Source organism: Photobacterium rosenbergii, assembly GCF_003026455.1.
Lineage (GTDB): Bacteria > Pseudomonadota > Gammaproteobacteria > Enterobacterales > Vibrionaceae > Photobacterium > Photobacterium rosenbergii.
In genome coordinates this window covers 330,052-355,199 of record NZ_PYMB01000001.1, presented here as the reverse complement: position 1 = coordinate 355,199, position 25,148 = coordinate 330,052, and the positions used below count along the sequence as shown (strand labels likewise).

The window sequence follows — 25,148 nt, the reverse complement described above, 5'->3', positions numbered from 1 at the left end:
GTTAATGAGATAAGTCACCTGATTCAAGCAATGATAAAGCATCCGCAGAATACTTTTTAAAGCTGATGTCAGATTTCTTTGGCGGATAGATATACTTAGTGACCTTCACAATATACTTAGCAATCACCTCACCCGTTGCCTTTTTCTCATCATACCAAAAGGTATCAATATCCTGCTTTTTCCCTATATCCCACTTCATATCAGTACGGACAAACTGATGTTCTGCAGGGATTTCTAATAAATCACGGTACATAATCAGACTCCATTTTTTATTTCACTGAAGCCATAATTCCATAGTTTATCAAAAGGCTTTTCTGCACATGTCACAGTTTAAAAAACAACCAAATATCTAAGTCACAATCTGCGATCTACGCAAATAATCTCAGTAAAAACCCAAGTAGTTGGTTGCTTAGCATTCAAATTAACTCGCTTTACAGTGCACAAGTTGGCGCTTATTCGATTCGGCTCGCAATTCACATCGTGATTTGTCCCATAGGAATCCGGCAGGGATCTTCCCTTTTTCAATAACAAAGAACGCATCTTCTTTGGGCTTAGTGAGCAATGCCGATAATGGCGCTTGATTCAACTTTGCTTTCCCTTCTGAATAAAACTGCGCAGAAAAAGGCCTCTTTTGGATATAGATCAATTCGCTGTTTTCCTTCTCGACTTGCTTTTCCCACTTAGATAACAAGACCTTTTCCGACTCTTTGCCTGTTAGGTTATTACCCAGTAAAAAAGCAGTGATCACTAATAAAACAGGCGTAATCAATCCAACCTTGAAGACTTTATCTGATATTTTTTGCTGGCTTTGGTAGCCCGCCACTAATAAACCCAATGCAGGAAGCCCTGGCATGACATAACTCGGTAGAATATTACCTGCCATGGTGAATAACAGCATAGGTGAGAGCATCCAGCACCATAAATATCCCATATAGCCATTGCTAGTTTGAACACCTTCCTCACCGGCACGGAAGAAACGAGAGACTTGGTACATTAAAACTGGAGCCCATGGCAATGCAGCCAAGAACCAAAACAGCCAAATTGTTCCTCTCACTTCATCATGGGCAGAGCCATAAAGATCTCCTTGCCAACCACTCACGACAAAGCGTTTGATGTGTTCACCGATAATAAAGTAGTTTAAGAACCCTGGCGTTTTCCATTCAGCCAGCAAATACCAAGGCAGAGAAATAATAAGGAATACGGCAATCCCACCTTTCCATGGTAAAACCGTCGGAATACGACGCCACCTTTGGTCTTGCATTAGCCAGATGACAAGGCTGATTCCTACTAACACCATGGTTAAAGGGCCTTTGGCAAGCATACCTATCGCCAAACCAACGAAGAACAAATATCCCCATAGTCGACTGCCAGACTCCCAAGCCATCCAAAAGCTGACCATGCTCAAGGTCACGGCAAACGTCAATGCAGTGTCTGTCATGACAGCACCAGAAATAACAATGAAAGCCGTTGTGGTAGACAAAATCGCGATGGCTAACCAAGCTTCTTTGTTATCTCTTACTTTTGCAGCAAAGAACCAAGTCATGACCAATATGGCAATACCTACGATAAGATGAGGCACTCGAGCCGCAAACTCATTCACGCCGAGCAACTCGAAACCACCCGCACTGAGCCAAGTAAATAGTGGCGGCTTGCCCCAGAACGGAACATTGTAGTCAAACATCGGGGTGATCCAATCGCCAGTATCAAACATAATTCTGGCCATCTCACCATAACGTGCTTCGGTCGTATCCATTAACGGATAAAACCCTAAGGTGGCTAACCTGACAATGACAGTTCCGAATGTCAGCAAGATTGCGAATTGAGTTAAGGATAAGTTTGATAATTGTCGCTTGATCATGCCTGTACTTCCCCGGCAGCAATTGTTGGTGTTGTGTAGTTCTCTTCCATTACCACAAATAAAGGTCTTTGCTTGGCTTCAATGAATAACCGGCCTACATACTCCCCCATCAACCCTATTGACAAGAGTTGGACACCACCGACTAGCAGAACAACTATCATCATAGATGGATACCCTGCGACAGGGTCTCCCCAAATTAAGGTTTTAGTAAGAACAACGACAGCCAATAGCAAGGCCGAAAACGAGGTAACAAGCCCTGCCCCAGTCGCAATACGCAGTGGGCGGGTGCTAAATGAAGTAATTCCTTCAAAAGCAAGGTGTATCAGCTTCCGGTAATTCCATTTTGTTTCCCCCGCAAGGCGTGGATCACGATCAAACTGCAGCGTTACCCTTTTAAATCCCGGCCAGGCAAATAACCCCTTCATAAAACGTGTACGTTCAGGCAACTTGTTAATTTCATCAATGACACGCCGATTGATCAGCCTAAAGTCGCCAACGTTTTCTGGGATAGGCATATCGCTGAGGCGGTTCATAACTTGATAAAAAGCGGCGGCTGTAAAGCGCTTAAACCATCCTTCACCCAGGCGTCGGCGGCGCTGCATATCCACCACATCAAACCCTTCTTGCCACTCGGCAACCATATCAGGGATCAGCTCTGGGGGATCTTGTAAATCAGCATCAATCAGCACTGCAGCTTCTGCCGTAACAGCCTTAAGACCCGCACTCATAGCCGCTTCTTTACCAAAGTTTCGGCTAAGGCGAATGGTTTTAATACTATGGTGCTCACTACCAAGTTGGCTTGCTATGTTCCAACTCTCATCTGAGCTACCGTCATCGATATAAATGATTTCGCAGTGCTTACCCATTTTATCAAGGACATTGCACACCCTTTTATGACAAGCGGCTAAAACCTCTTGTTCGTTATACATCGGGATGATGACTGATATATAAGGGGTTTCCTGTCTGAAATGTGACTGCCGCTCTCTGTGTTGCGACAGGACAGTGATAGAAGACATAGCTAACCTCAAGTGGCATAACATAAGTAATGCGCTATAGGTTATTGAAAGGCGTGTGAGAAAAAGGTCATTGACACTTTTTTCACTCCTGACTATGTCATGATAAAGTAACGTGAATTGTTGCTCTTATCCTTCTCGATCCTCGAGATTGTCATTTCGGTTTAGGTACTTACATGAAGTTATTATTGGTTGAAGATCACCAAGATATTGCAGGTGTTATCTTCGATTTTTTTGAAATCAAAGGGTACACACTCGACTATGCCAACAATGGCCAGCACGGTTTAGAACTTGGTAGCAGCGAACATTACGACCTTATTATCCTCGATGTAATGCTACCTAAAATGGATGGTTTTGAAGTTTGCCAAGCATTACGTGATCGCGGTATCGATACACCTATCCTTATGTTAACAGCCAGGGACACCCGTGAAGACACACTAGAAGGTTTCTCCCACGGGGCAGACGACTATTTAGTCAAACCGTTTGATCTAGAGATTTTAGAAGCCCGGATAAAAGCGCTTACTCGTCGTCGAATGGGCGAAACGGCTTTAAACACATTAAGCTTTGGCGAAATGACACTGGACTTAAGTACCCATACTGTCGAACGTGGGATTTGTAGCTTCTCCCTAAACCCGACCCTATTTACCATCCTAAAGCTATTGATGATGAAAGCGCCCAAGGTGGTCAGCAAACAAGAAATGATTGCTGCTTTGTGGGGGGATAATGAACCAGAAGGTAATGTACTAAGAAGCCATATTTACCAATTGCGCCACCAGATCGATAAGCCTTTTAAACATGCTTATATTAAGAATGTGCCCAAAGTCGGCTACCAATTAGTGGATGAGGACGAGTTGTGAGGCAACATCTAAACAAAGTAAAAAGTGCTAAGCAGCTAACCGTCACTTATTTTTCTATCATCGCTTTTGCCATCATTTCATTACATTTTTCACTGCTAGACGCCACACTTGAAGACTTTGAACAAATCAATGCCAACAACCGACTTATGCATGCAAAAGCTGTTGCTCAAGAAGTATTGCAAGATCAGAATGATATAGATAAGTTCGCTATTCCACCATTTACAGATGCTTATCTAGACCCTAGCTTACTTCCCCCTCAAGCGGTCTTTCCACCGGATGCGCCTTGGGATAAAGCATTTGAAATAGTAAGCACTGATTCTGAAGGCACTGAATATTTCGGGATGAAAACCCGCATTAGTGTCAACAATACAGAAAAGGTTCTCTACTTATTATTTTCAGATTACATTTATGAAATCAGTGAAGAACAAGTATTTCTAAACCAGCTAAAGCAATTAGGCATTTCAATCTTACTGCTTATCGTAAGCTTCTTGGTTGTTCTCAAGGTTTCAGCTAGATTAACTAACCCTTTGACCCAACTCGCGAATGATATCGACTCACGTCGAGCCAATGACCTGTCCCCTATCTCAGCGCCCTCAGGGATCACTTCTCGTGAGGTGCTGCAGTTGGTTGATAGCTTTAACCTTTACGTTACCCATATACAAGAGCTCCTCGATCGCGAACGCTCATTTAACCGCTATGCCAGTCACGAGCTTCGCACCCCCCTTATGGTGATGAAGGGAGCTATCTCGCTACTTGGCCAATCAAACGACCCTAAATTTATCGCCAAGCAACAAAAACGCCTACAACAAGCGAGCACCGAGATGAACGATTTCGTGACCACCTTGTTGTCCCTCACGCGTGAAGAGGATCTTGATAAGGTTTCTATCAGGCAGGTTGAACGTGAAGAACTTAATGAAATTGCTGGTGCACACACCTCATTACTGACCGGAAAAGCCGTTAGCTGGCATGTTGAAGCTCCGCAGCCCATCACAGTAAAAATGCCTGAAAATGCCTTTAAGATTTTACTGGGCAACCTGATTAAAAATGCTTTTGCCTATACTGAGCAAGGGCATGTCATCATTCGGGTAAGCCCAACAACGATCACGGTTGAAGACACTGGCATCGGCCTAGAAAGCAGTACGAATAGTAGCAAGGGCTATGGCTTGGGGCTGTTAATTGCAGCGGATATCTGCCGCAAATACAATTGGCAACTTCGCCACCAAACCAATGAATACCAGGGCTGCACAGCGATTATCGAATTGCAGCCAAACGAAATACCCAACGGTCAGACAGCAAAAAGTTAACTCCCATCCCTAACAATATACCCGGCACCATGGCCAAATACGGCCACCAAGTTGATACATCAACAGATAGTATTAATGAGGTGGCCGGCCCTATGTCACTGTTCATCAAAATCCAATAACACCCCCAATTTGGCAAAAAGCCTATACTGGACGCGCTCAAAAACTGTATCCATTGCTTAAGCGGCCTCTCTTGCTGACTTGATGAAAATGTAAACTGTCTGTTCAGCCACCAGTTTGAACTCGCAGCCACCCAAAAAGCAGCTCCCCTAGCAACTTCCGCCATGACAAACTGGGACAAGATGTAAGTAACTACTATATCAACAAAAAAACCACCAGCACCGACAATGGCAAACTTCAAAAATCGTCTATTTTTCGATTGATTCACAACAACTTACCCAAGCTAACTATATTGGCAGTCAATTTAGCAATGTCATGGTCAAAAAAATGTCCATTTTCAGTCTCAGCAACAGGAAAACACTTTTTTTTCACTCATTGTAGGTATAATAGCGCCAGTTTAAATCTCATCGGTAACTGACGGAAAAGTATGAGCAAAGTGTTTACCTTCCTAAAAGGGATGGCGATGGGGGCAGCTGACGTTGTCCCTGGTGTCTCTGGCGGAACAATTGCCTTTATTACAGGTATTTATGACACGCTTCTAGAAAGCATTCGACGCGTTAACCCTAGCCTGATCGGCATCTGGCGGAAAGATGGGTTTAAAGCGGCCTTCAACCATGTTAATGGTACCTTCTTAATTTTATTACTGTCAGGGATCCTGACCAGCATCTTCACCCTTGCGCGCTTCATTACATGGATGCTTAACACCCATCCTATCCCGCTATGGTCTTTCTTCTTTGGTTTGATCATTATTTCAGTGATCCATATGTTCAAACAGATCACTCACTGGGGGCCATCGCGTATCATTGCAGTAATAGCCGGCGCCATTTTCGCTTACGGTATTACTGTGCTTCACCCGCTTACGCTTGAGCCGACATACTTCAATATCTTGCTTGCAGGCTCTATTGCTATCTGTGCAATGATTTTGCCGGGTATTTCAGGTAGCTTCATTCTACTTCTGCTAGGTATGTACGCACCCATTCTAGGTGCGGCAAAGTCATTGGATATCATTACACTAGGCTTATTCGCTTGTGGCTGTGTGATTGGCCTCCTAACCTTCTCCCATGTCCTATCTTGGGTGCTACGAAACTACCGCGACATCGCCCTGACCTTTTTGACAGGTTTGATGATTGGTACATTGAGCAAGATTTGGCCTTGGAAGGAAACATTGACTTGGAGAACAAACTCTAGCGGTGAGCAAGTGCCTTTAATTGAGCAAAACTTGTCTCCATTCAGCTTCGAACACGTAACAGGTCAACCTGCTTTACTTGGCTATGCTGTTGTGGCGATGGTGTTGGGTATCGGTTTGGTATGGGGACTTGAAAAAGTCGCAGACAAATAGCGTTACCTGTTTTCAATAGAATCCAAAGCACCTTTAGTCTGTTTGACTAAAGGTGCTTTTTCATTTGCGTAGCTTTACGTTGATAAACACTCATTTTCATCCAGATTGTTAGCATAGCTTGTACCAACTATTTGCAAGAAAAGCCTAAATGAGTGTCATAATGAACAAAACATACTGCCTTTACTTAGCCATAATCCTGTCGTCAGCATCTACTTTTGCCAACAATGTGTTGGATTTTCACCTGACAACAGTTGGTGAAAAATCATCGGCCCCTAGTTACTTGCTCACACAAGCTGAAATAGAAGAGCATGGACCTTTGGAAATGCAGCTAACAAGCTCTGGTGACAAGAACAGCCCTGTGACCCATGTAATCCAGAGCCTGCCAAGCAGTAGTTCTGAGTCAATTTTTGATATCCACTACCACTCTACTAATTAATAACAAAAAGCCGCCAACTTACAGTGGCGGCTTTCAGTTAGTAAAGGACATTCACTACAAGCGCATTTCCGTAATTATACGAATGTGCTTAGTAGTATTGGAACATCTTCTGAACGTCTTGGTAGTCCTGAGTCTGTGTAAGAGACAACATCAGTAGAATACGAGCCTTCTGAGGGTTCAAAGAACCTGCAGCAACGAAGCCGTATTTATCATCATCAACTTCTGCATCTAATGTTGTTGAGCCAGAGGCAGTACGGGAACTACGCACGACCATTGTGCCCTCTTTACTCGCCTTAGCTAACTCATCAAAAATGGTATGGTACATATTACCGTTACCCACACCCGCACTGACGATACCGTCGTAGTTTGCTTCCATCATTGCAGTCACTGGCAAAGCAGTTGCGTTGGCATAGTTATATACGATGCCGACTTTTGGCAAGCTATCAACTTTAGAAATATCAAATACAGTGTCAGTGGTGTGCTTACGCTCAGGGCTACGCTGGTATTTCACATCACCATTATGGATATAACCCAGCGCACCAGTATTAGGTGACTGGAATGTATTCACTGCAGTTGTGTTTGTCTTAGTGACATCTCGCGCGTCGTAAACGGTGTCATTCATTGCGACTAATACACCACGACCAGTCGACTCTGTATCTGTGGCTGTAACGATAGCGTTGTACAAGTTTACGGGACCATCAGCACTCATTGCTGTCGACGGACGCATAGCACCAACAAGTACTACAGGCTTGTCACTCTTAACTGTTAGGTCAAGGAAGTATGCTGTTTCTTCCATGGTATCCGTACCATGAGTAATCACTACACCGTCAACGTCATCTTTAGCAAGTAGTTCGTTTACACGTTTTGCAAGTTTCAGCCACACTTCATCATTCATGTCCTGTGAACCAATGCTAACGACTTGCTCGCCAGAAATATCCGCCAGTTTTGTCATTTCAGGAACGGCTTCAATCAGCGCATCTACCCCAACTTTACCCGCGGTGTAGTTTGACTCAGTGCTCGATTGCCCAGCGCCTGCAATAGTGCCACCCGTTGCTAGAATTTTGATGTTTGGAAGATCACCCGCAAAGCTCATAGAGCTAAGACACATACCAGCTAAGAACATACCTACGGATACAGCATTCTTCTTCATTGTTATTACCTTATAGTGATTTATTTCAACATAAACTCAATGAATAAAATACTATTCCAAACAGATAATACTTTTGTGGTATACATCACCTTTTATAATATTAAAAAAGTGATCCTAATTACACATTCGGTGACTAAGCTCAAGAGATTAACTGATTTTCTATACCTTACAAACAGTTGCTAACACCCCATCACAAGATTAACAACCCACTTCCAGTGTGGACTTCACCAACTCGCACTCTCCTCACAAAAATCAACATCTGTTTGTTTTCCTTAACCAAGTCAGTGATAAGATTCACAAATACGTACAATACAAAGAGATGATACAGCCAGTGGTACGTAGCAAACGTTATAGAAATGTTTTCCTTGCTCTTTCTGCTTTTACCGGGAGCTACTTTTTCTTTGATGATGGGCTTCCTCAACTCAGGGCAGTGGTCGGTGATCAGGCAGCACTCGCCAAAGATAACTCTTCCCACACATACTGCCTTTTGAGTAATGAAAAATGTGCCATTGATGGAGCAAACATCAAGTTAGATAGAAATATCATCAGACCAATGGAAGCGGCTAAAATTCAAATAGAGTGGCCATCATTACCGTCCCAAGCAGAGACACTGGAACTAACCCTTGAAGGAGAGGAAATGATGATGGGCGTCTATCGACAAAAGCTCATTCGCCAAACCGGCACCAACCTATATTCTGGAGAATTGGTATTACCTTTTTGTGTTTCAGACGAAATGACCTGGCAAGGAAAAATAGCACCACCAGCAAATAGCTCACAACAACCAGTTTATGTTTCAATAAGGATGATCAAGTGAAATATCAATGGATTATACTCGCTCTAGCTTTATCGGCTGGGTTCATCACTAGCGTAATTGTTGATCGCCAATCCCCATCTGAAGTCGCCGGTGAACCTATTAACCTGTTGAAAAGTGGTAAAGAGGACATTGATTTGTACAACCCGGAGGATGAAAGAATTCGGGTCATTTATTTTGGCTATACCCACTGTCCGGATGTCTGCCCAACCTCTCTCGCCGTCTTGTCAGCTGCCTTGAAGCAAATCGATGATCAGCAAATTAATAAGCTGTGGCCGATTTTCATCACGTTAGATCCTGAACGAGACACGCCTGAAAAGAGTGCTCAATATGCACAGTACTTCCATAAAAAAATTATAGGTATGACAGGAGATGCTGATCAGACAAAAGCACTGGCTGAAAAATACGGCGTGTTATACATGCGCACAGAACTGGAAGGCTCAGCATTGGAATATGCGGTAGACCATAGCTCTTATTTTTATTTCCTCCGTGCTGATGGCACCTTGGTAGAAAAAGTGCAGCATACCCTCAATCCGAATATTTTAGTCGATGCAATAAACCGGATTCTTGCTGATGAAAACGCACCTGCGTAATTTCTGTATTCCGCATAAATAAACCCGCTCAGGCCGGTTTTCTCATCTTTGAGAGAAAAAAATCTGACTCTTTCTTCACTTTAAGCAGCAATTTGCGCAACTTCTGCCATAATGAATTTGCCGACTGAAACTTTTATCGAACAGTCTGTAGTGGCAAACAAAGGAGAAGAAAGAAAAATGAACCGTTCATTATCTATCCTTACCGGTATTATTCTGAGTGCAACACTTATCGGTTGTTCTAGCTCAGATGAAGTTGACCAAATGCAGCAACTAACCAATAAAGTAGATATGCTCTCTGATCAGGTAGGCGCATTACAAAGCCAACAAGATCAAATGGCTGGTGCAGTTAACGATGCTCGTGCGGCATCAGACGCTGCTTACCAAGAAGCTATGCGCGCAAACCAGCGTATCGACAATATTGCTAGTTCTTACAGCAAGTAAAACCAAAGAGTGGCGCATTATTGCGCCACTCTTTTATTTTATTCAAAACCCAACTACTTCCAAGAAACTATACCCTTTACCCCTCACGGTTTTTATATGCTGTTTTGGTAATCCTGATTGAACTATTTTGCGACGAATGTTGCTAATATGCATGTCAAGATTTCTATCAAATGGGCTCAATTCTTTCTTAAGCACCGCTTTCTGCAATTCAGCTTTTGATACAACAATACCGTTATGCTTGACAAGATACTCCAACAATTCACTCTCGGTACCCGTTAACGGAATTCGCCTCAGCTGTTCAGTGATATCCATATCAGTAGAAACATTACTGCCACGTTGCTTTTCTAATCCAACTCGTCGCATTGTAGATTTTATTCTAGCCAGCAATTCAGGCACATTAAAAGGCTTCGCCATATAATGATCAGCGCCAGCTTGTAAGCCATCAAGTAATGAGGCCTCATCTCCTAATGCCGTCAGCATAATAATTGGCGTCGCAAACCTCTGGCATATTCGCCGGGCCATCTGCATACCGTCAATATGTGGAAGCATGACATCAAGCAAAACGAGATCAACAGGCTGCTCTTGCAAGTAAGCTAACCCTGTCTTCCCACAATGTGCACAATGAACGTCGTACCCTTCTTCCTCGAGTACTTCCTGGAGTAACTCGCAAAGGACAATATCATCATCTACAACAAGGATCTTAGACACAAAACACTACACTTATCGAAATCATTATCATTTAGATAGCATTATCCTGCCTCTATGCTCTGCAATCAAGGTGATAAAGCAGTCTCAGCCTCTGATTGTAGCCAAAACACCCAAGCAATTATCGTTGAAAAGCAAAATTGAGTTGTGTCAATAACCTTTATTTTTCATGATGTTTTTATAATGATTTCATGAACACAGGTATTGACTTTACTGAAGCCAGCATGGGGATTAGCTCTCAACCATTTCCCACAGAGTTACTCACAAGTTTTGTGGATAATAAAGTTATCCACAGGTTTAAGTTCATTTCCTTCCCGGCGCCACAATGAACAGTTTTCTCATACAAAAAACGACATTAACCGCCACAAAACCATTATAAAAAACAACCAAAACCAAAAATCATGCCGCAGCGGTTGTTTTCACATGTAAACAGAAGCCCAAAAACATAAGCAAGTTCTTTATCGACTATTAAGTCTATGAGTTAGTGAAAAGAAATCGTTTTCATATAAGGAGTTTTCCGCATGACTTAGAATATTGAGACGCAGACATCAATAATCTTTATTTGAAATCATATTTGACACCATTTAAGGCTCACACCCATCATACAAACGATTTCCTTTTTTACAGTCAACAATACTAATAAATGTAATTAACTGTTAAATAAGGAGATAATTTAGACCTTTGATAAATTTCTGAAAATCCCCCTAAAACACATTTGACAGCAGTTTTTTATTCACTAAAATACGCGCCGTTTAGCTGCAAATCAGTACTATTATTAAATGACGTTAGAGGTGTTTCAATGGCTGGCGATAACAACTACAGTCTAGGGCCTGTGCCAAAATCGGCACGTAAAGGAGTAGTGTCACTTACTATGGTGATGCTCGGACTGACCTTCTTTTCAGCCAGTATGTGGACCGGAGGGACATTAGGAACAGGGCTCTCCTATGATGATTTCTTCCTCGCTGTTCTTATTGGTAACCTCATTCTTGGTATCTACACCTCCTTCCTCGGATACATCGGCTCTTCCACTGGCCTCTCTACCCACCTTCTTGCTCGATTCTCTTTTGGCTCTAAAGGCTCTTGGCTTCCTTCCCTACTTCTTGGCGGTACACAAGTCGGCTGGTTTGGTGTCGGCGTCGCTATGTTTGCCATTCCCGTTCAAAAAGCAACGGGTATTGATACCAACATCCTGATTCTGGTATCGGGCCTTCTGATGACAGCAACGGTATATTTTGGCATTTCAGCGTTGATGGTACTTTCCGCTATCGCAGTTCCAGCCATTGCCTTGCTTGGTGGTTACTCTGTATTTGAAGCTGTAGGCAGTACTGGTGGTATTGATGGCCTCAAAGCTATTACACCTGAAAACCCAATCGAATTTTCAACCGCTCTGGCGCTGGTTGTCGGCTCATTTGTTTCAGCCGGTACCTTAACAGCAGACTTTGTTCGCTTCGGTAAAAAGCCAATGGGCGCTGTCATGGTCACTATGATTGCCTTCTTTATTGGTAACTCCCTGATGTTCATCTTCGGTGCAGCGGGCGCAGCAGCAACCGGCCAATCGGATATCTCCGAGGTAATGATTGCACAAGGCCTACTAATCCCAGCCATTATCGTACTTGGCCTGAACATTTGGACCACCAACGACAATGCCCTATACGCCTCAGGTCTTGGCTTCTCAAACGTCACTGGCCTACCAAGTAAATACCTTTCTATGGCAAATGGCTTAATCGGTACGCTATGTGCACTATGGCTCTACAATAACTTCGTTGGTTGGTTAACCTTCTTGTCGGCGGCTATTCCTCCAATCGGTGGTATTATCATTGCAGATTTCATTAAAAACCGTCATCGTTACAAAGATTTCGCGAACGCAGAGTTTAAAACCGTTAACTGGGCTGCAATCATCGGTGTTGCTGTAGGTGTTGCTGCCGGTCACTTCCTGCCAGGTGTTGTTCCAATCAATGCCGTGCTAGGCGGTGCAATCAGCTACCTTATCCTTAACCCGGTGCTAAATCGCGATACCGAAGCTTGTGCAAGTAACGCGTAAGGACAACTAAGATGCAAACCTCAAACATGCTAATAAAAAACGTCACCATCAAAGGCAAGGATGGCCTGCATCAGATACTGATTAACGAAGGTAAATTTCATTCTATCAAGCCAATGGGCGAGCACGTTGATTTCAACGGCCTTGTGCTTGACGGTGAAGGGGGTATGGCAGTGCCTCCTTTCTGCGAACCTCATATCCATCTAGACACCACGCAAACAGCAGGTGAACCTAACTGGAATATTTCAGGTACGCTATTTGAAGGGATTGAACGCTGGGCTGAGCGCAAATCAATGCTTTCCATTGAAGATGTAAAAGCTCGCGCAAAACAAACGCTTAAATGGCAAATCGCCAATGGTGTGCAACATGTGCGTACCCATGTCGATGTCTCAGACCCAACACTTATCGCCCTGAAAGCCATGCTTGAAGTGCGTGAAGAAATGAAAGAATGGGTTGATATCCAGATTGTGGCTTTCCCGCAAGAAGGGATTTTGTCGTACCCGAACGGCAAAGAACTTCTTGAAGAAGCCGTGAAGTTGGGCGCTGACGTTATCGGTGCAATCCCACACTTTGAGTTTACTCGTGAATACGGCGTAGAATCCCTTCATTATGTATTCGAATTGGCACGTAAATACGATCGCCTAATCGATGTTCATTGTGACGAAATCGATGATGAGCAATCCCGTTTTGTAGAAACGCTAGCCGCACTTGCCCATAAATTTGAAATGGGTGACAAAGTAACTGCTAGCCACACAACCGCGATGCACTCATACAATGGCGCCTATGCGTCAAGGCTGTTCCGACTGCTGAAAATGTCAGGCATCAGCTTTGTTGCTAACCCTCTGGTCAATATCCACTTGCAGGGTCGTTTCGATGATTACCCAAAACGCCGTGGTGTGACCCGTGTAAAGGAAATGCTAGCTTCAAACATCAATGTCTGCTTTGGCCATGACGATGTTTTTGACCCATGGTACCCATTGGGAACAGCTAACATGATGCAAGTTCTGCATATGGGACTGCATGTTTGCCAGGTGATGGGCTACGACCAAATCAACCAATCTTTGGATTTGATCAGCACTAATTCTGCGACCACGCTAAACATTCAAAGCCGCTACGGTATTGAGTTGGGTAAGCCAGGTAACCTGCTTATTCTTCCTGCTGAAAATGGCTTTGATGCGGTTCGCCGCCAAGTGCCAGTACGTTACTCAATTCGTGCCGGTAACGTTATTGCTGAAACCCAGCCAGCGGTTACCCATATTGAACTAGCAGACGGTAAAGAAGCAGTTTCTTTCCGCCGCTAACGAAAACAGCCACCCTCCTGGGTGGCTGTTTTTTAAATTAATCGCGTGATAAAACTCGTCGTCTCAACAACATCAGAATCAAGCCTCCTAAGCCAAAATAGCTGACCATACCGCCTCCCCCATCTGAATTCAGGGCACAATTATTCGGGCTGATACCGGAGACCTCGGGGTTACACCCTTCGTCGGCCTTTCCTTCCCCCGTATCTACGTCTTGATCATCATCTTTACTAGTTCCAGTTTCCTTATCTTCCATAAAGTCTGGATTGGAGATTGGGCTATCGGGAATCTTACCAACTATTTCCTTTATCCAATCAAAATATGTACCTACTCGCGCATAAAAACCTGGACGTAAATATGCGCCACAAAGAGGGGCTCCTTGTGGGCCTCCACTCACTACCCCTAACTGCACCCACCTTCCGTCGATATCTTTCGTTACGAGTGGGCCACCACTGTCTCCCTTGCAGGCATCAGGCCCATATCCGAGGGGGTCACCTTCTTCATCAAACAAAATATCAGGTGGTAAGGCACAAACTTTCGTCAAGTTCATCGGGCTACCTATGATAAAGTGTTCATCATTGCCCCTTTCAAGTAAATTGAAGCAATCTGATATTGGCAAATATGAGAGTTCGGTATACATAAGGTTTGTTGATATACCGGTGCCATCACTATTTGTCGCCCCCCAACCAGAAACCACAGTATTGGCTGGGCGATTGATTTCGTTCCACTCACCAGCCAAACTCGCCTCGAGCCTTTGTGCTATTTTCTGATCAGCTAATTTAATTGGGTTTACCGTAGGAAACGGAAACGATCGATTGACGCGAAGCAACGCAATATCATTGTCTAATGCTAACTTAACCACTTCCTGCGTCTGGTTTTGATTTTCATCGACCGTAATTTTAGTTTCAGCGTTCGGAGAGTATTCAGGGTGTACGACAACATGGGTGACCTGATATAGATCGGCAGTGTCAACGACCTCACTAGACAATTTTCCAACCATCACAGCTAGGTTATTAGGCGGCAACGTAAATTCATTGCCAGCGATACCCTGCACAACGCAATGGGCGGCAGTTAATACCCACTCCTTATTAACAATACTGCCTCCACAAAAATGTGAAGTATTGTCCGTCGTATTTCTTATTGAGGCCATCCAGGTTATTTCATCACCTTGCCTGACAGGATTGCCGCCAACAATATAGCTCTCAATTTCAGCAGCATAACCAATACACGGAATATTGATCAAAATACCTAAAAGGCCGAATATCCCTTTCTTTTTCATTACTTCTTACCGCTTAATAACCCAAAAGTAGTGGCTTAAATTAGCAAGAAACCCCTAGTCAAAAACCAGTCAGAAATAGAAGTTGCGAGTCATTTAATGAAATTAATTTAAAGGAATGAAACAGTAATGGTGTTTCTTTTAACTAAAAGAATATAGCAGGCCTATGTATGCTACATTAAGGCCTGCCTTTCAACCGACTATCAACTACAACCCAATACTTGAGCAACTTACACGCTCAATATCAAAGTCAGAAAAGGTATCACCTAGCAAATCAGCCGCTAATTTAGGGTAGAAACCATTGTCATAGGCGCGTTTCACTTCATCAATGTCGATGGTATAAAGTTTGATACCTAATTTAGTGACCTCATCGGGTACACAAACTGTATCGCTCCCAGCTCCAAAACAAACATCGCCACTGGTATCAATAATACCGCAATCTGTATCCTCTATATCTATACCTAGAGATCCTAACCGGCTATCTAGCGTTTGTTCAGAGCCTGCTGGGAATTCATCGGGCAAAGTGATTGGATATTGGTTTTCTAGGCTATCAATGCTGGTGTAACCTTGTGCTCCTTCAACTTCAGCTCCGGTAACGGCAAACACTTCTGCATTGCCTGATACTGTGTTCACTACATCCTCATCATCACAACCAATAAGTGCTAAAGCTGAAAGTAAAAAAAGTGCCTTTTTCATACATTTTCCTATTTCTTTTTCTGTAACTACTTGGATAGGCTATTTGATCTTAGTCTCAACTCAACAATATCTCCTACATTTTTGTTGCATTATTTTTACTTAGACGTTCAATTAGTCTGTTTTTTGCCCGTAAGTTAATGAGACTAATGTGATCTTGATCTTCATTCCTTTTCTTCTCAGAATTAAATGGCATAATAAACAGAACAGTTACCTGTATGGTAACTAAAACCATTACACTTCCTTGGAATATTCCTATGAGCATTGAATCAATCGTTAAAGAGCGCGCTGGCGCTAAATGTGAACTATGTGGATCAGAAGACAGTCTGAGCGTTTACGAAGTTCCTGCGTCTCCTGACCAAACAGCAGGTAGCTGTGTGATGGTATGTGGAACTTGCCGTACAGAAATCGAAGACGCTGAAACGCTAGATCAAAACCACTGGCGTTGTTTGAACGACAGCATGTGGAGCCAAGAACCTGCTGTTCAGGTTATGGCTTACCGCCTTCTTAAGCGTCTGTCTTCTGAAACATGGGCTCAAGACCTGCTTGATATGATGTACTTGGAAGAAGAGATGATTGAATGGGCTGAAAAGGGTATCGCCCTTGCTGAGCTTGACTCAATCAAGACCGTGGATGTAAACGGTACGGCTCTTGAAGCAGGTGACAACGTCACTATCATCAAAGATCTGCCAGTGAAAGGCTCTAACCTTGTTATCAAACAAGGTACTGCTGTTCGTGGTATCCGCCTGACTGATAACCCATTACACATCTCGGGTAAAGCAGCAGGTACTAACATGGTAATCATTGCGGCATACTGCAAAAAAATGTAATTACCAAGGCAGCCACAGTGTGGCTGCCTCTTTATTCCCCTTCTGTATTATTCTTCATCCATACACCTCATTTTATTCCTAACATGTTTGCCCTATCGTAAAAAACATGTTTAGATTAGTCACATCTTCAGGCATTTAAGCCAGAAAACTGTTTTTTTCAGGTCAATATTCAACATTGGCCCGTAAGTACAAATTTTATCCGTTAGTCGGGGAGCCGAGCGCTGAGACCACGTAGTGGGACCCGTTGAACCTGATCCATTTAATAATGGCGTAGGGAACTAGCTGTAATGCCCTTTCTCGTGCCCCACTGCGGTTCGATGGTATTAGCTACCTTACGTCTTAGATAGAGGTAACTATGCCAATTTCATCAAAGACCCCGATTACCCTTACCATCGCTGGCTCTGACAGTGGTGGCGGCGCAGGCATTCAAGCCGACATCAAAGCCATTTCCGCAACTGGCGGCTATGCATGCTCTGTGATCACAGCACTCACTGCCCAGAATACCCAAGGCGTAACAGGTATCCTTGGTATTGATCCTGCCTTTGTCGAGCAACAACTTGACGCTGTATTTACCGACCTTGATGTAAAGGCCGTTAAAATTGGCATGCTGAGTGACGCTAATATCATTCGCATGGTCGCTAAAAAACTACGCCAGTATCAGCCTAAATTCTTGGTTATTGACCCAGTTATGGTGGCAACAAGTGGTGATTTACTGCTTGAGCAAGATGCGATCTCAACACTGAAGGCCGAGCTACTACCGCTCGCCGACGTGATCACCCCGAACCTTCCTGAAGCAGCAGCATTGATTGGCTCAGATTTACCTGAAACTGAGCAAGAAATGACAGCAATGATCGCTGCATTGCGCAGCATTGGTTCACGTTCAATTCTATTGAAAGGTGGCCACCTAGAAAAAGACGAGTTCAGTACCGACCTCTTGATTCTTGAAGGTGATGTTATCCGTATGAGCACTCCGCGAATTGCGACCCGCAATACCCACGGTACTGGCTGTACGCTATCGGCAGCAACTGCCTCATTCCTTGCTCAAGAGTACCCACTGCAAGACGCTGTAAAACATGCCAAAGCCTACATCACCAAAGCCATCGAACATGCAGATGAACTTGAAATCGGTTCTGGCCACGGACCGGTGAATCATTTCTTTGCAGGCCACTTCAAACCAGAGTAAGCATGGAAGCGATAAACAAGATGAATAGCAATCTTGCATCAGACACATCTGGCAATTCTTATGTTGCTAAAGGGATGGCGGTCAAAATCGAGGATCTAATACTTCGATATAACGACGCCAGCACCCCATTATTTAGCCAGTTAAACGTTGAGTTGCCAGCCGGTCAATGGACTTGCCTTCTGGGGAAGAGCGGTTGCGGCAAAACAACACTGCTCCGCCATCTTGCTGGCCTGTTGGAGGACAACGTTGCATGGACTGGCACTATCTCCACAAGCAACAAGTTACCACTAAACGGCAACATCGCTTACATGGCCCAGCAAGATTTACTACTGCCTTGGCTCAATGTCATGGACAATGTTTGCTTAAGTGCGCGTTTTGGTAAAGCTCAGAAAGCAGACAAACAACGTGCTCAGGCATTACTGGAAGCTGTTGGGCTAGCTGATAAGTCGGACGTAATGCCTAACCAACTCTCTGGCGGGATGCGCCAGCGTGTGGCTTTGGCTCGTACTCTGATGCAAGACAAACCTCTTGTTTTAATGGATGAGCCTTTTTCGGCCCTTGACGCTGTCACAAGGCATAAGCTCCAGTCTCTTTCGGCAAAATTACTCGAAGGGAAAACCGTATTGTTGATCACCCATGATCCGCAAGAAGCACTTCGGCTTGGCCACCAGATATATATGATGGCAGGTACCCCAGCTTCAATAAGAGCCTTGCCAGTCCCCTCTAACCTACCACCAAGGCAATTTGATGGTGAGCTCGCCACCCACCAGCAAGGGATCATCAATGAGCTGGAGAATGACTATGTCTGATCAATCAGTATCTCCGAAGCTACAGAACCCTTTGTTGGAACAACAAGAGGCTAACCAGCATACTAATGAGGTTAATAAGTCACTGTTGTCGCAACATATCTCCCGCTTTGTCATTAGCGTGGCAATCATTATGGGTTTATGGCAGGCCAGTGTCGTTATCTTTGACCTACCACCTTTCATTTTGCCGGGTCCTGTTGCTGTCCTCTCCAAGCTAGTTGAACGGGCAGATGTACTGTGGCACCACACTGTGGTAACCGGTACTGAAGTCCTGTTTGGTTTGCTGCTTGGCTTAGCTATGGGGCTGTTCTTTGCCCTGCAAATGCTGGTATTTGAGCCTCTTCGTCGTTGGCTACTGCCAATACTGATCACTAGCCAAGCAATACCGGTATTTGCTATCGCGCCCATTCTGATGCTGTGGCTCGGCTATGGCATGGCGTCAAAAATTGTCATGGCTGCACTGATCATTTTCTTCCCTGTCACGACATGCTGTTATGACGGCCTTCGCCATACACCAAAAGGCTACCTTGATCTGGCCACCACGATGGGAGCTTCCCGTTGGCAGCAACTTTGGCAGATCCGCTTACCCGCCGCACTACCCGCTTTGGCATCAGGTATTCGCGTTGCGGTTGTCGTCGCGCCAATTGGTGCTGTGATTGGTGAATGGGTGGGTTCAAGTGAAGGCCTTGGGTACTTAATGCTGCAAGCCAATGCACGCATGTTTGTCGATGAGATGTTCGCCGCTTTGTTTATCTTGGCGTTTTTCTCTATCAGCCTGTACTTCATTACCGATCTTTTATTAAAAAAAGCCATTCCATGGCAAAGCCAATAACTCGGTTACATAACACGGAATGCTTTACTTCGCTCAACAACAAGGAAATAGAATGAAATCCACTTTTTTTAAAGCAGGTAAACCGCAACTGTTTGCCGCAGCTGCATTAATGCTGGCTTCTTTTAGTGCGTCTGCAGAAGAGAAAGTCACACTCATGCTGGACTGGTTCGTTAACCCAAACCACGGCCCAATTATCCTAGCAAAAAAAAAAGGCTGGTTTGCCGAACAAGGTTTAGATGTTCAAATCCAAGAGCCTGCCGACCCGAGTGTACCTGACAAATTAGTCGCAGCAGGTCGTATTGACCTTGCTGTTTCATACCAGAGCACGCTGATTTCAAGCACAGCGGCAAAGCTTCCTCTGGTACGTTCTGCGACGCTCATTTCTGGCCCGTTGAACTCGCTGATTGTATTAGACAAGTCAGGCATCAAGTCATTGGCTGATCTAAAAGGTAAAAACATTGGCGTTGCTATCGGCGGTAATGAAGATGCGACGATCGGCACCATGCTTCGCTCAGAAGGTGTGGATATGGATAGCGTAAAAATCATCAATGTCGGCTGGGCACTCTCTTCCTCACTCGCTTCTGGCAAGGTTGACGCCATATGGGGTGGCTTGCGTAACTTCGAGCTAAACCAACTTGCCATCGAGGGCTATGACGCAACCGCTTTCTACCCAGAAGAACACGGTGTACCGCCTTATGACGAGCTGATTTTCGTTGCTAACAAAAACAAATACGATCCAGAAACGATCAACAAGTTTAATACTGCTATCGAGAAAGCTACGGTTTACCTCATTAACCACCCAGAGCAGGCATGGAAAGAGTTCGTGGCCTACTCCCCTGATACATTGAACAACGACCTAAACCGCCGAGCTTGGGAAGATACCCTAACCCGCTTTGCTTTACGCCCAGGCGCTGTGGAGCTAAAACGCTATGATGAATACGCTGAATTCATGAAGCAGCACGACATCATAAAAACATTACCACAAGCGAAAGATTACGTGCTGACCTACTAAGCGCCACGAATATCAGTATTTGAGGATTTACAATGAAATACCAAGATTTGATTAGCTACTGCCAGCAGGATTGGGAAGATTATACCGAGCATGACTTTGTCAACCAGTTAGCTACTGGTGACTTGAACAAGTACGCTTTTTTCCACTACCTTAAGCAAGATTACTTGTTCCTAAAGCACTATGCCCGTGCTTACGCACTGGCTATATTCAAATCAACAACATTGGCTGAAATGCGTGAGCCTCTACCTGGTTTGAGCGCTTTGCTTGAATCAGAAATGAACCATCACATTGAGTATTGCCAGACTTGGGGTCTGTCTGCTGAAGAGATGGAAGCAGAACCGGAAGACTTCGGTACTGTTTGCTACACGCGCTATGTATTGGATACCGGTATGGCAGGAGACCGCACCGATTTATTCACTGCCCTAGCCCCTTGTGCTATCGGCTATGCGGTAGTGGGTCAACGCCTAGCGAAGTGGTCAGAGACAAAACTTGAAGGTAACCCTTACCGCAGCTGGGTTGAGCTTTATAGTGGTGAGGAGTATCAATCAGGTGTCGAGGAAACCATTCGACGTTTAGACGCTATGCTTGAAGAAATCCCGCTAGAAAGCAAACGTGGTCAGCGCCTGTGTGAGATTTTCAAAACAGCGACACGGATGGAAGTTGCCTTCTGGGAACAAGGCATGAACGCAGCACAATAATCCACTTTATGTATTTAAAAGCCCTGTATTTACAGGGCTTTTTCATTTCTATGCGCCGTCTTACATAAGTTATGTCAGTAAGTGCTCTTTAAACCCTAAGTCGACCAACTTCTTGTAGGCCTGCCAGACCTCATCTGGGATATTCTGCTCAACAGAGTAGCCATAAGACGGGTAGACTTTGATACGCTGAAGGTCGCCTAACATAACATTGATAACATCACTGTATGACAAGGTTTCATTCGGGTATTCATCAAAGGCTATGGGAGGTGAAGTAACCTTCACTTTCTTACCGGGCCAATTCTGTTGGAAAGTCGCATAAGCTCTTCTTTCCATAAATGGCTTTTGGACAATAATAAAACTCTCAGGCTCGAGTCCCTTCATCTCCAGCAATGCACGCGTAAACTGAACATTTTCACCCGTGTTGGTGGACTGCGGTTCAAGGAGGATCGCATCTTCTGGAACACCCATATCCAAGGCAACCTCAGCAAAGGCTTCAGCTTCTGACCCCTTAAACATTCCTCGGGTTAACTCACCCTCCCCACCCGAAAATACGATGAATGGTGCATAGCCTTCAAGGAACAGTTTAGCCGCATATTCAGCGACTCGAATATCATTACTACCCAGCACGAAGATACAGTCAGAGGGTGAGAGCGTGTGGTTAAGATGATGATAGTCCCACACTTTTGTTGCTAAAGCATGCACATTTACTGGCATTGCACGACTCCTTGTTGCTGAAAAGGCGAAAGCTGCCTGATAGTCAGGCAGCAGTATCAATCTTGGTATACAGGAGGATATCATGAAGGGCTTCGATGACTATTCAGTGACAGCCATCATCAGTTTCAACCAATCGCTTGCAGTATTAGCGAAGCCACCATTCTGGCGTTAGGGTACAGCTCTTTTCACCTAACATTAGCCAACCTTGCTCTGCTTCAATGGTTAGTTGAAGGTTCATCGAACGTTCAACCATAGCCTCAAGTTCAGCTAACGTTTCATCATTGAAGAAAACAACAGAAATATTGCCATATTGGCTCACTTTGGCCTGGTGTTGCTTCCACCATACTGGGGCAGCATTGTCGCCATAGGCAAAGATAATGACTTTTTGCGCCTTATGGGCGGCTTTCTTCAAACGTTTTTCATCAGGCAAGCCTAGGTCAATCCACAACTCAATTTCATCACTCAGGTTTTTCTTCCAAAGTGCAGGCTCATCAGCTTCACAAAGGCCTTTGGTAAACTGTAACTCTTCATCGGCATTAAAACCCCATGCGATCAACCTTAGCATCAAGCGCTGCAGGGTCTCAGATGGATGACAGGCCAAGGTGTGCTGCTGATCGAGATACACATGGCGGTCAAGATCGGCAACATTGAACTGGGCTTTGTAAATCGTGGCTTTAAGTGCCATAAAAATATCCTAGAAAAATAAAATTTTGATATAGAAATAGTAAATGCAGTGTAGTTTGAACAGGAAGAAGGTTCAATTTCAATTGTCTAACAAACACCCAAAAGGTGTTAGGAAAAGGCGGAAATCTCAAAAAAGTACTAATGCTGCATCATTGAACCTACCGCTGAGCCAACAATTTACTCAACTAAGCTCAAAACCTTAACGCTACCATTCACAATTTGCTCTTTGGTGCGCTTAGGCAGACGCTTGATCTTATATTCAAGTTGCATGGCTAAGCGTTTATCCCCTACACACTCTGACCAGACTAAATTAAGGGGTCCCTTTCCCTTCAGGAATTTAGCACCGCGCTTTGTCGAAGTATGCTCGCAAAAGCGTCTTGCTACGTCCGTGGTGACCCCACAATACAACTTGTTATCTGCCGTCCTAATTAAATAGACCGACCACTGACCGCATTTATTCTTTTGCTTTTCACTCTCTGCTGAACTTGCTTGATGAGTGTAGGCCATAAATCTTTACACCTTACAAAAAAGCCCAGCATCCGCTGGGCTGATAACACTGACACTATTTGACACTTAAGACGTCAATGATTCAAGCATTGCCTTGAGCTCTTGTACTTCTTTTTTAAGCTCTGAAACTTCATCTTCCAAGGCGGTTAGACGCTCAGAGGTTGGCGATGACGGTGTGCCTGTGGCAACAGAGGCTGCCTGTTGTTGAAGTTCCTCTAGATCCACTTCACCACTGAACAAATGCATATAGCGAAAATCACGCTTACCCGATTCTTTAGGCAGTTGGACCACAAACGGGCCTTTAGGATGCTCTGAAAGAGCACTCAACACGGACTCGACTTCTTTCACATCAGTAAAATCACACAGACGATTTGTGCGTGTACGCAGTTCACCCGGAGATTGTGGCCCACGCAACAACATCACACAGATAATGGCTTTTTCTTGCTTGGTGAACTGGAAAGTACTGAATTCAGTATTACAAAAGCGGTGCTGGTATTTCGCTACTCGGCTACCAAAGCCTGCGGTCACTTCCTGCACAATGCGTTTTGACTTCAACGCTTCGATCGTGTCTTGCACCTCAGCTTCAGTCAGCGACATCACAGGTTCTCGGTTACTTTTTTGATTACTGGCCGTTGTTAGTGCATTGAGTGTTAATGGGTATTGATCAGGTGTGGTCACCTCTTTTTCAAGCAAGCAACCAAGCACGCGCGCTTCTGTCTGCGAAAAGCAAATATCCATGATCCTTCCCTCACATTTTTCTTCATACAATACAAATTCCATTGAGCATAGCCGAAAACACATTGTCTTTATGGCAAGGATTCACTGCTACTCAAAAGAATGCACACTGCGTTAGACATTCATGTCTAACAGCAGGTTATCACTGAAGATAGTTACGGCAAGCACCAGACAGGTTATTTGGCTGCAATTCAGCCAAATAACGCTTGGTAAAGTACAAAGTGTTAACTAGATCAAAAAACTGGCGGGAGGTTAGGTGAATTCAGCGGCAACAAACCGGTTTCGGCCTTGCTCTTTGGCCTTGTACAGAACCCGGTCAACAATTTCATACATGTTTTCAACTGTTTCCAACCCCGTTGGTACCCAAGACACCATACCTTGGCTAACTGTTACAATATCAGCCGTGGTTGATTTTGAGTGCGGGATTTCGAGTTGCTGAATACACAGCTTTAAACGTTCACATTCGCGCACCGCTCTAGTTTTGTCACAATTACTCAGGGCAATCACGAACTCTTCACCACCATAACGGGCCGCAAGTTCACCTGCACGGCTGAAGTTTTTCTTAAGTTCAGTTGCAACCGCCTGTAAGCAGCGGTCACCTTCTAAATGGCCATAGTGATCGTTGAACAACTTGAAGTGGTCGACATCGAGCATAATCAATGTCAGGGGGAAATTATTACGGCCATGCCAAGAAATAAATTCAGCCATTTTGGTATCGAGGTAGCGACGGTTAGCTAGCTTAGTCAAACCATCTTCGTTCACTTGCTGTGACAACTTTTCGTTAGCTTGCTCTAAGCTTTTGGTCGCATCCTTCAACTGGTGACGCATATGGGCAATACGCTGCATCGCTTTTAGCTTCGCCGCCAGAACGATTTTGTTAACGGGTTTAACGATGTAATCATCGCCCCCCATATCTATCGCTTTCGATATCATTTCAGGCTCATCATGCCCGCTCAGGAATATGATAGGCACCCATTCAGGGTGTTTGATTCGAATTTGTTCAGCAACCTCAGTACCGCTCATATCCGGCATACTGACATCTAACAGCAATAAATCTGGGTCAAACAAAGGATATTTCTCGATAGCTTCATGACCTGAAGCGACAGCTTCAACCACATGTCCAAGACGCTGCAATCGCATGGCCAACTGCATCCTCTCAAGATGCACATCATCTACTAGTAGTATCCGCATCGCTTCCATCTAAGCATCCTATTGATA

27 protein-coding genes, 1 pseudogene and 1 riboswitch are annotated in these 25,148 nt (G+C 44.4%); of the genes and pseudogenes, 15 read left to right on the top strand and 13 right to left on the bottom strand.

What is annotated here, in order from left to right:
• Position 1: 1 nt before the first annotated feature.
• From C9J01_RS01715 to C9J01_RS01705, 3 genes are all read right to left on the bottom strand, one after another.
• The gene (locus tag C9J01_RS01715; RefSeq protein ID WP_107296379.1) at positions 2–253 is read right to left on the bottom strand and encodes a hypothetical protein; all 252 of its coding nucleotides are present in this window, start codon (positions 251–253) and stop codon (positions 2–4) included.
• Positions 254–421: 168 nt separating this feature from the next.
• A complete protein-coding gene (locus tag C9J01_RS01710; protein WP_237156836.1) occupies positions 422–1,753 on the bottom strand; it encodes an ArnT family glycosyltransferase in 1,332 nt (443 codons plus the stop codon).
• Positions 1,754–1,854: 101 nt separating this feature from the next.
• On the bottom strand, positions 1,855–2,874 hold the full coding sequence (locus tag C9J01_RS01705) for a glycosyltransferase family 2 protein (RefSeq protein WP_107296377.1): 1,020 nt from the start codon (positions 2,872–2,874) through the stop codon (positions 1,855–1,857).
• A gap of 173 nt (positions 2,875–3,047) precedes the next feature.
• Here C9J01_RS01705 and C9J01_RS01700 point away from each other — a divergent pair, with 173 nt between their 5' ends.
• Positions 3,048–3,728: a response regulator transcription factor gene (locus tag C9J01_RS01700; protein ID WP_107296376.1), complete on the top strand. Its 681-nt coding sequence runs from the start codon at positions 3,048–3,050 to the stop codon at positions 3,726–3,728.
• A complete protein-coding gene (locus C9J01_RS01695) occupies positions 3,725–5,032 on the top strand; it encodes a sensor histidine kinase (RefSeq protein ID WP_107296375.1) in 1,308 nt (435 codons plus the stop codon). Before C9J01_RS01700 ends, C9J01_RS01695 begins: the two co-directional genes overlap by 4 nt.
• Here C9J01_RS01695 and C9J01_RS01690 read toward each other — a convergent pair.
• Entirely contained in the window at positions 4,980–5,417 is a 438-nt protein-coding gene (locus tag C9J01_RS01690) for a GtrA family protein (protein WP_107296374.1), read from the bottom strand. The genes C9J01_RS01695 and C9J01_RS01690 overlap by 53 nt on opposite strands.
• A 159-nt stretch (positions 5,418–5,576) precedes the next feature.
• On the opposite strand from C9J01_RS01690, the gene C9J01_RS01685 reads away from it, so the two are divergent.
• Complete coding sequence (locus C9J01_RS01685) at positions 5,577–6,488, top strand: polyprenyl-phosphate transporter (protein ID WP_107296373.1); 912 nt, start codon at positions 5,577–5,579, stop codon at positions 6,486–6,488.
• Between the two features lie 160 nt (positions 6,489–6,648).
• Positions 6,649–6,924, top strand: coding sequence for a hypothetical protein (locus C9J01_RS01680; RefSeq protein ID WP_107296372.1), 276 nt, complete (start codon positions 6,649–6,651; stop codon positions 6,922–6,924).
• A gap of 88 nt (positions 6,925–7,012) precedes the next feature.
• Here C9J01_RS01680 and ansB read toward each other — a convergent pair whose 3' ends face one another.
• Positions 7,013–8,074, bottom strand: a complete 1,062-nt coding sequence (gene ansB / locus C9J01_RS01675; protein ID WP_107296371.1) for an L-asparaginase 2 — start codon at positions 8,072–8,074, stop codon at positions 7,013–7,015.
• Between the two features lie 331 nt (positions 8,075–8,405).
• Here ansB and C9J01_RS01670 point away from each other — a divergent pair, with 331 nt between their 5' ends.
• The 3 genes from C9J01_RS01670 (at position 8,406) to C9J01_RS01660 (ending at position 9,919) form a co-directional block, all read left to right on the top strand.
• Entirely contained in the window at positions 8,406–8,888 is a 483-nt protein-coding gene (locus C9J01_RS01670; protein WP_146157054.1) for a hypothetical protein, read from the top strand.
• Positions 8,885–9,478 (top strand): SCO family protein, encoded by a 594-nt coding sequence (locus tag C9J01_RS01665; protein ID WP_107296369.1) that lies wholly within the window; start codon positions 8,885–8,887, stop codon positions 9,476–9,478. The genes C9J01_RS01670 and C9J01_RS01665 overlap by 4 nt, the downstream gene beginning before the upstream one ends.
• A gap of 177 nt (positions 9,479–9,655) precedes the next feature.
• Entirely contained in the window at positions 9,656–9,919 is a 264-nt protein-coding gene (locus C9J01_RS01660) for an Lpp/OprI family alanine-zipper lipoprotein (RefSeq protein ID WP_036821101.1), read from the top strand.
• 42 nt (positions 9,920–9,961) lie between these two features.
• On the opposite strand, the gene C9J01_RS01655 is transcribed toward C9J01_RS01660, so the two are convergent.
• Positions 9,962–10,627 carry a response regulator transcription factor gene (locus C9J01_RS01655; RefSeq protein ID WP_107296368.1) on the bottom strand — a complete coding sequence of 222 codons (666 nt, stop codon included), beginning with the start codon at positions 10,625–10,627 and terminating at the stop codon, positions 9,962–9,964.
• Between the two features lie 796 nt (positions 10,628–11,423).
• Between C9J01_RS01655 and codB the strand changes: the two genes are divergently transcribed.
• Both codB and C9J01_RS01645 read left to right on the top strand, forming a co-directional pair.
• Positions 11,424–12,665 carry a cytosine permease gene (codB, locus tag C9J01_RS01650; protein WP_107296367.1) on the top strand — a complete coding sequence of 414 codons (1,242 nt, stop codon included), beginning with the start codon at positions 11,424–11,426 and terminating at the stop codon, positions 12,663–12,665.
• An 11-nt stretch (positions 12,666–12,676) separates the two neighbouring features.
• Positions 12,677–13,963: a cytosine deaminase gene (locus tag C9J01_RS01645; protein WP_107296366.1), complete on the top strand. Its 1,287-nt coding sequence runs from the start codon at positions 12,677–12,679 to the stop codon at positions 13,961–13,963.
• A gap of 37 nt (positions 13,964–14,000) precedes the next feature.
• On the opposite strand, the gene C9J01_RS01640 is transcribed toward C9J01_RS01645, so the two are convergent.
• The gene (locus tag C9J01_RS01640) at positions 14,001–15,239 is read right to left on the bottom strand and encodes a serine protease (protein WP_107296365.1); all 1,239 of its coding nucleotides are present in this window, start codon (positions 15,237–15,239) and stop codon (positions 14,001–14,003) included.
• 204 nt (positions 15,240–15,443) lie between these two features.
• Positions 15,444–15,932 carry a hypothetical protein gene (locus C9J01_RS01635; RefSeq protein ID WP_107296364.1) on the bottom strand — a complete coding sequence of 163 codons (489 nt, stop codon included), beginning with the start codon at positions 15,930–15,932 and terminating at the stop codon, positions 15,444–15,446.
• Between the two features lie 254 nt (positions 15,933–16,186).
• Here C9J01_RS01635 and C9J01_RS01630 point away from each other — a divergent pair, with 254 nt between their 5' ends.
• The 6 genes and pseudogenes from C9J01_RS01630 (at position 16,187) to tenA (ending at position 21,290) form a co-directional block, all read left to right on the top strand.
• Positions 16,187–16,759 (top strand): PhnA domain-containing protein, encoded by a 573-nt coding sequence (locus C9J01_RS01630; RefSeq protein ID WP_107296363.1) that lies wholly within the window; start codon positions 16,187–16,189, stop codon positions 16,757–16,759.
• 197 nt (positions 16,760–16,956) lie between these two features.
• Positions 16,957–17,053: riboswitch (TPP riboswitch) on the top strand.
• A 61-nt stretch (positions 17,054–17,114) separates the two neighbouring features.
• Positions 17,115–17,942, top strand: coding sequence for a bifunctional hydroxymethylpyrimidine kinase/phosphomethylpyrimidine kinase (thiD, locus tag C9J01_RS01625; protein WP_107296362.1), 828 nt, complete (start codon positions 17,115–17,117; stop codon positions 17,940–17,942).
• 20 nt (positions 17,943–17,962) lie between these two features.
• Positions 17,963–18,751, top strand: a complete 789-nt coding sequence (locus C9J01_RS01620; RefSeq protein WP_107297382.1) for an ABC transporter ATP-binding protein — start codon at positions 17,963–17,965, stop codon at positions 18,749–18,751.
• Between the two features lie 103 nt (positions 18,752–18,854).
• Positions 18,855–19,580, top strand: a pseudogene (locus C9J01_RS01615) (ABC transporter permease); the annotation flags it as partial.
• Positions 19,581–19,632: 52 nt separating this feature from the next.
• On the top strand, positions 19,633–20,592 hold the full coding sequence (locus C9J01_RS01610; protein WP_107296360.1) for an ABC transporter substrate-binding protein: 960 nt from the start codon (positions 19,633–19,635) through the stop codon (positions 20,590–20,592).
• Positions 20,593–20,624: 32 nt separating this feature from the next.
• A complete protein-coding gene (gene tenA, locus C9J01_RS01605; protein WP_107296359.1) occupies positions 20,625–21,290 on the top strand; it encodes a thiaminase II in 666 nt (221 codons plus the stop codon).
• Between the two features lie 69 nt (positions 21,291–21,359).
• Here the strand turns inward: tenA and C9J01_RS01600 are convergent, their stop codons facing one another.
• From C9J01_RS01600 to C9J01_RS01580, 5 genes are all read right to left on the bottom strand, one after another.
• On the bottom strand, positions 21,360–22,004 hold the full coding sequence (locus C9J01_RS01600; protein WP_107296358.1) for a YdcF family protein: 645 nt from the start codon (positions 22,002–22,004) through the stop codon (positions 21,360–21,362).
• A gap of 145 nt (positions 22,005–22,149) precedes the next feature.
• The gene (locus tag C9J01_RS01595) at positions 22,150–22,689 is read right to left on the bottom strand and encodes a YaeQ family protein (protein ID WP_107296357.1); all 540 of its coding nucleotides are present in this window, start codon (positions 22,687–22,689) and stop codon (positions 22,150–22,152) included.
• Between the two features lie 176 nt (positions 22,690–22,865).
• Positions 22,866–23,195, bottom strand: coding sequence for a GIY-YIG nuclease family protein (locus C9J01_RS01590; RefSeq protein ID WP_107296356.1), 330 nt, complete (start codon positions 23,193–23,195; stop codon positions 22,866–22,868).
• Between the two features lie 66 nt (positions 23,196–23,261).
• The gene (locus tag C9J01_RS01585) at positions 23,262–23,933 is read right to left on the bottom strand and encodes a YceH family protein (protein WP_107296355.1); all 672 of its coding nucleotides are present in this window, start codon (positions 23,931–23,933) and stop codon (positions 23,262–23,264) included.
• Positions 23,934–24,182: 249 nt separating this feature from the next.
• On the bottom strand, positions 24,183–25,130 hold the full coding sequence (locus C9J01_RS01580; protein ID WP_107296354.1) for a GGDEF domain-containing response regulator: 948 nt from the start codon (positions 25,128–25,130) through the stop codon (positions 24,183–24,185).
• Positions 25,131–25,148: the final 18 nt, after the last annotated feature.

Bases quoted from the DNA above. Each gene is read 5' to 3' on its own strand.
- C9J01_RS01715 (WP_107296379.1), bottom strand. From the start codon at position 253: ATGTACCGTGATTTATTAGAAATCCCTGCAGAACATCAGTTTGTCCGT.
- C9J01_RS01710 (WP_237156836.1), bottom strand. From the start codon at position 1,753: ATGGATACGACCGAAGCACGTTATGGTGAGATGGCCAGAATTATGTTT.
- C9J01_RS01705 (WP_107296377.1), bottom strand. From the start codon at position 2,874: ATGTCTTCTATCACTGTCCTGTCGCAACACAGAGAGCGGCAGTCACAT.
- C9J01_RS01700 (WP_107296376.1), top strand. From the start codon at position 3,048: ATGAAGTTATTATTGGTTGAAGATCACCAAGATATTGCAGGTGTTATC.
- C9J01_RS01685 (WP_107296373.1), top strand. From the start codon at position 5,577: ATGAGCAAAGTGTTTACCTTCCTAAAAGGGATGGCGATGGGGGCAGCT.
- C9J01_RS01680 (WP_107296372.1), top strand. From the start codon at position 6,649: ATGAACAAAACATACTGCCTTTACTTAGCCATAATCCTGTCGTCAGCA.
- ansB (WP_107296371.1), bottom strand. From the start codon at position 8,074: ATGAAGAAGAATGCTGTATCCGTAGGTATGTTCTTAGCTGGTATGTGT.
- C9J01_RS01660 (WP_036821101.1), top strand. From the start codon at position 9,656: ATGAACCGTTCATTATCTATCCTTACCGGTATTATTCTGAGTGCAACA.
- codB (WP_107296367.1), top strand. From the start codon at position 11,424: ATGGCTGGCGATAACAACTACAGTCTAGGGCCTGTGCCAAAATCGGCA.
- C9J01_RS01645 (WP_107296366.1), top strand. From the start codon at position 12,677: ATGCAAACCTCAAACATGCTAATAAAAAACGTCACCATCAAAGGCAAG.
- C9J01_RS01640 (WP_107296365.1), bottom strand. From the start codon at position 15,239: ATGAAAAAGAAAGGGATATTCGGCCTTTTAGGTATTTTGATCAATATT.
- C9J01_RS01635 (WP_107296364.1), bottom strand. From the start codon at position 15,932: ATGAAAAAGGCACTTTTTTTACTTTCAGCTTTAGCACTTATTGGTTGT.
- C9J01_RS01630 (WP_107296363.1), top strand. From the start codon at position 16,187: ATGAGCATTGAATCAATCGTTAAAGAGCGCGCTGGCGCTAAATGTGAA.
- thiD (WP_107296362.1), top strand. From the start codon at position 17,115: ATGCCAATTTCATCAAAGACCCCGATTACCCTTACCATCGCTGGCTCT.
- C9J01_RS01620 (WP_107297382.1), top strand. From the start codon at position 17,963: ATGAATAGCAATCTTGCATCAGACACATCTGGCAATTCTTATGTTGCT.
- C9J01_RS01610 (WP_107296360.1), top strand. From the start codon at position 19,633: ATGAAATCCACTTTTTTTAAAGCAGGTAAACCGCAACTGTTTGCCGCA.
- tenA (WP_107296359.1), top strand. From the start codon at position 20,625: ATGAAATACCAAGATTTGATTAGCTACTGCCAGCAGGATTGGGAAGAT.
- C9J01_RS01600 (WP_107296358.1), bottom strand. From the start codon at position 22,004: ATGCCAGTAAATGTGCATGCTTTAGCAACAAAAGTGTGGGACTATCAT.
- C9J01_RS01595 (WP_107296357.1), bottom strand. From the start codon at position 22,689: ATGGCACTTAAAGCCACGATTTACAAAGCCCAGTTCAATGTTGCCGAT.
- C9J01_RS01590 (WP_107296356.1), bottom strand. From the start codon at position 23,195: ATGGCCTACACTCATCAAGCAAGTTCAGCAGAGAGTGAAAAGCAAAAG.
- C9J01_RS01585 (WP_107296355.1), bottom strand. From the start codon at position 23,933: ATGGATATTTGCTTTTCGCAGACAGAAGCGCGCGTGCTTGGTTGCTTG.
- C9J01_RS01580 (WP_107296354.1), bottom strand. From the start codon at position 25,130: ATGGAAGCGATGCGGATACTACTAGTAGATGATGTGCATCTTGAGAGG.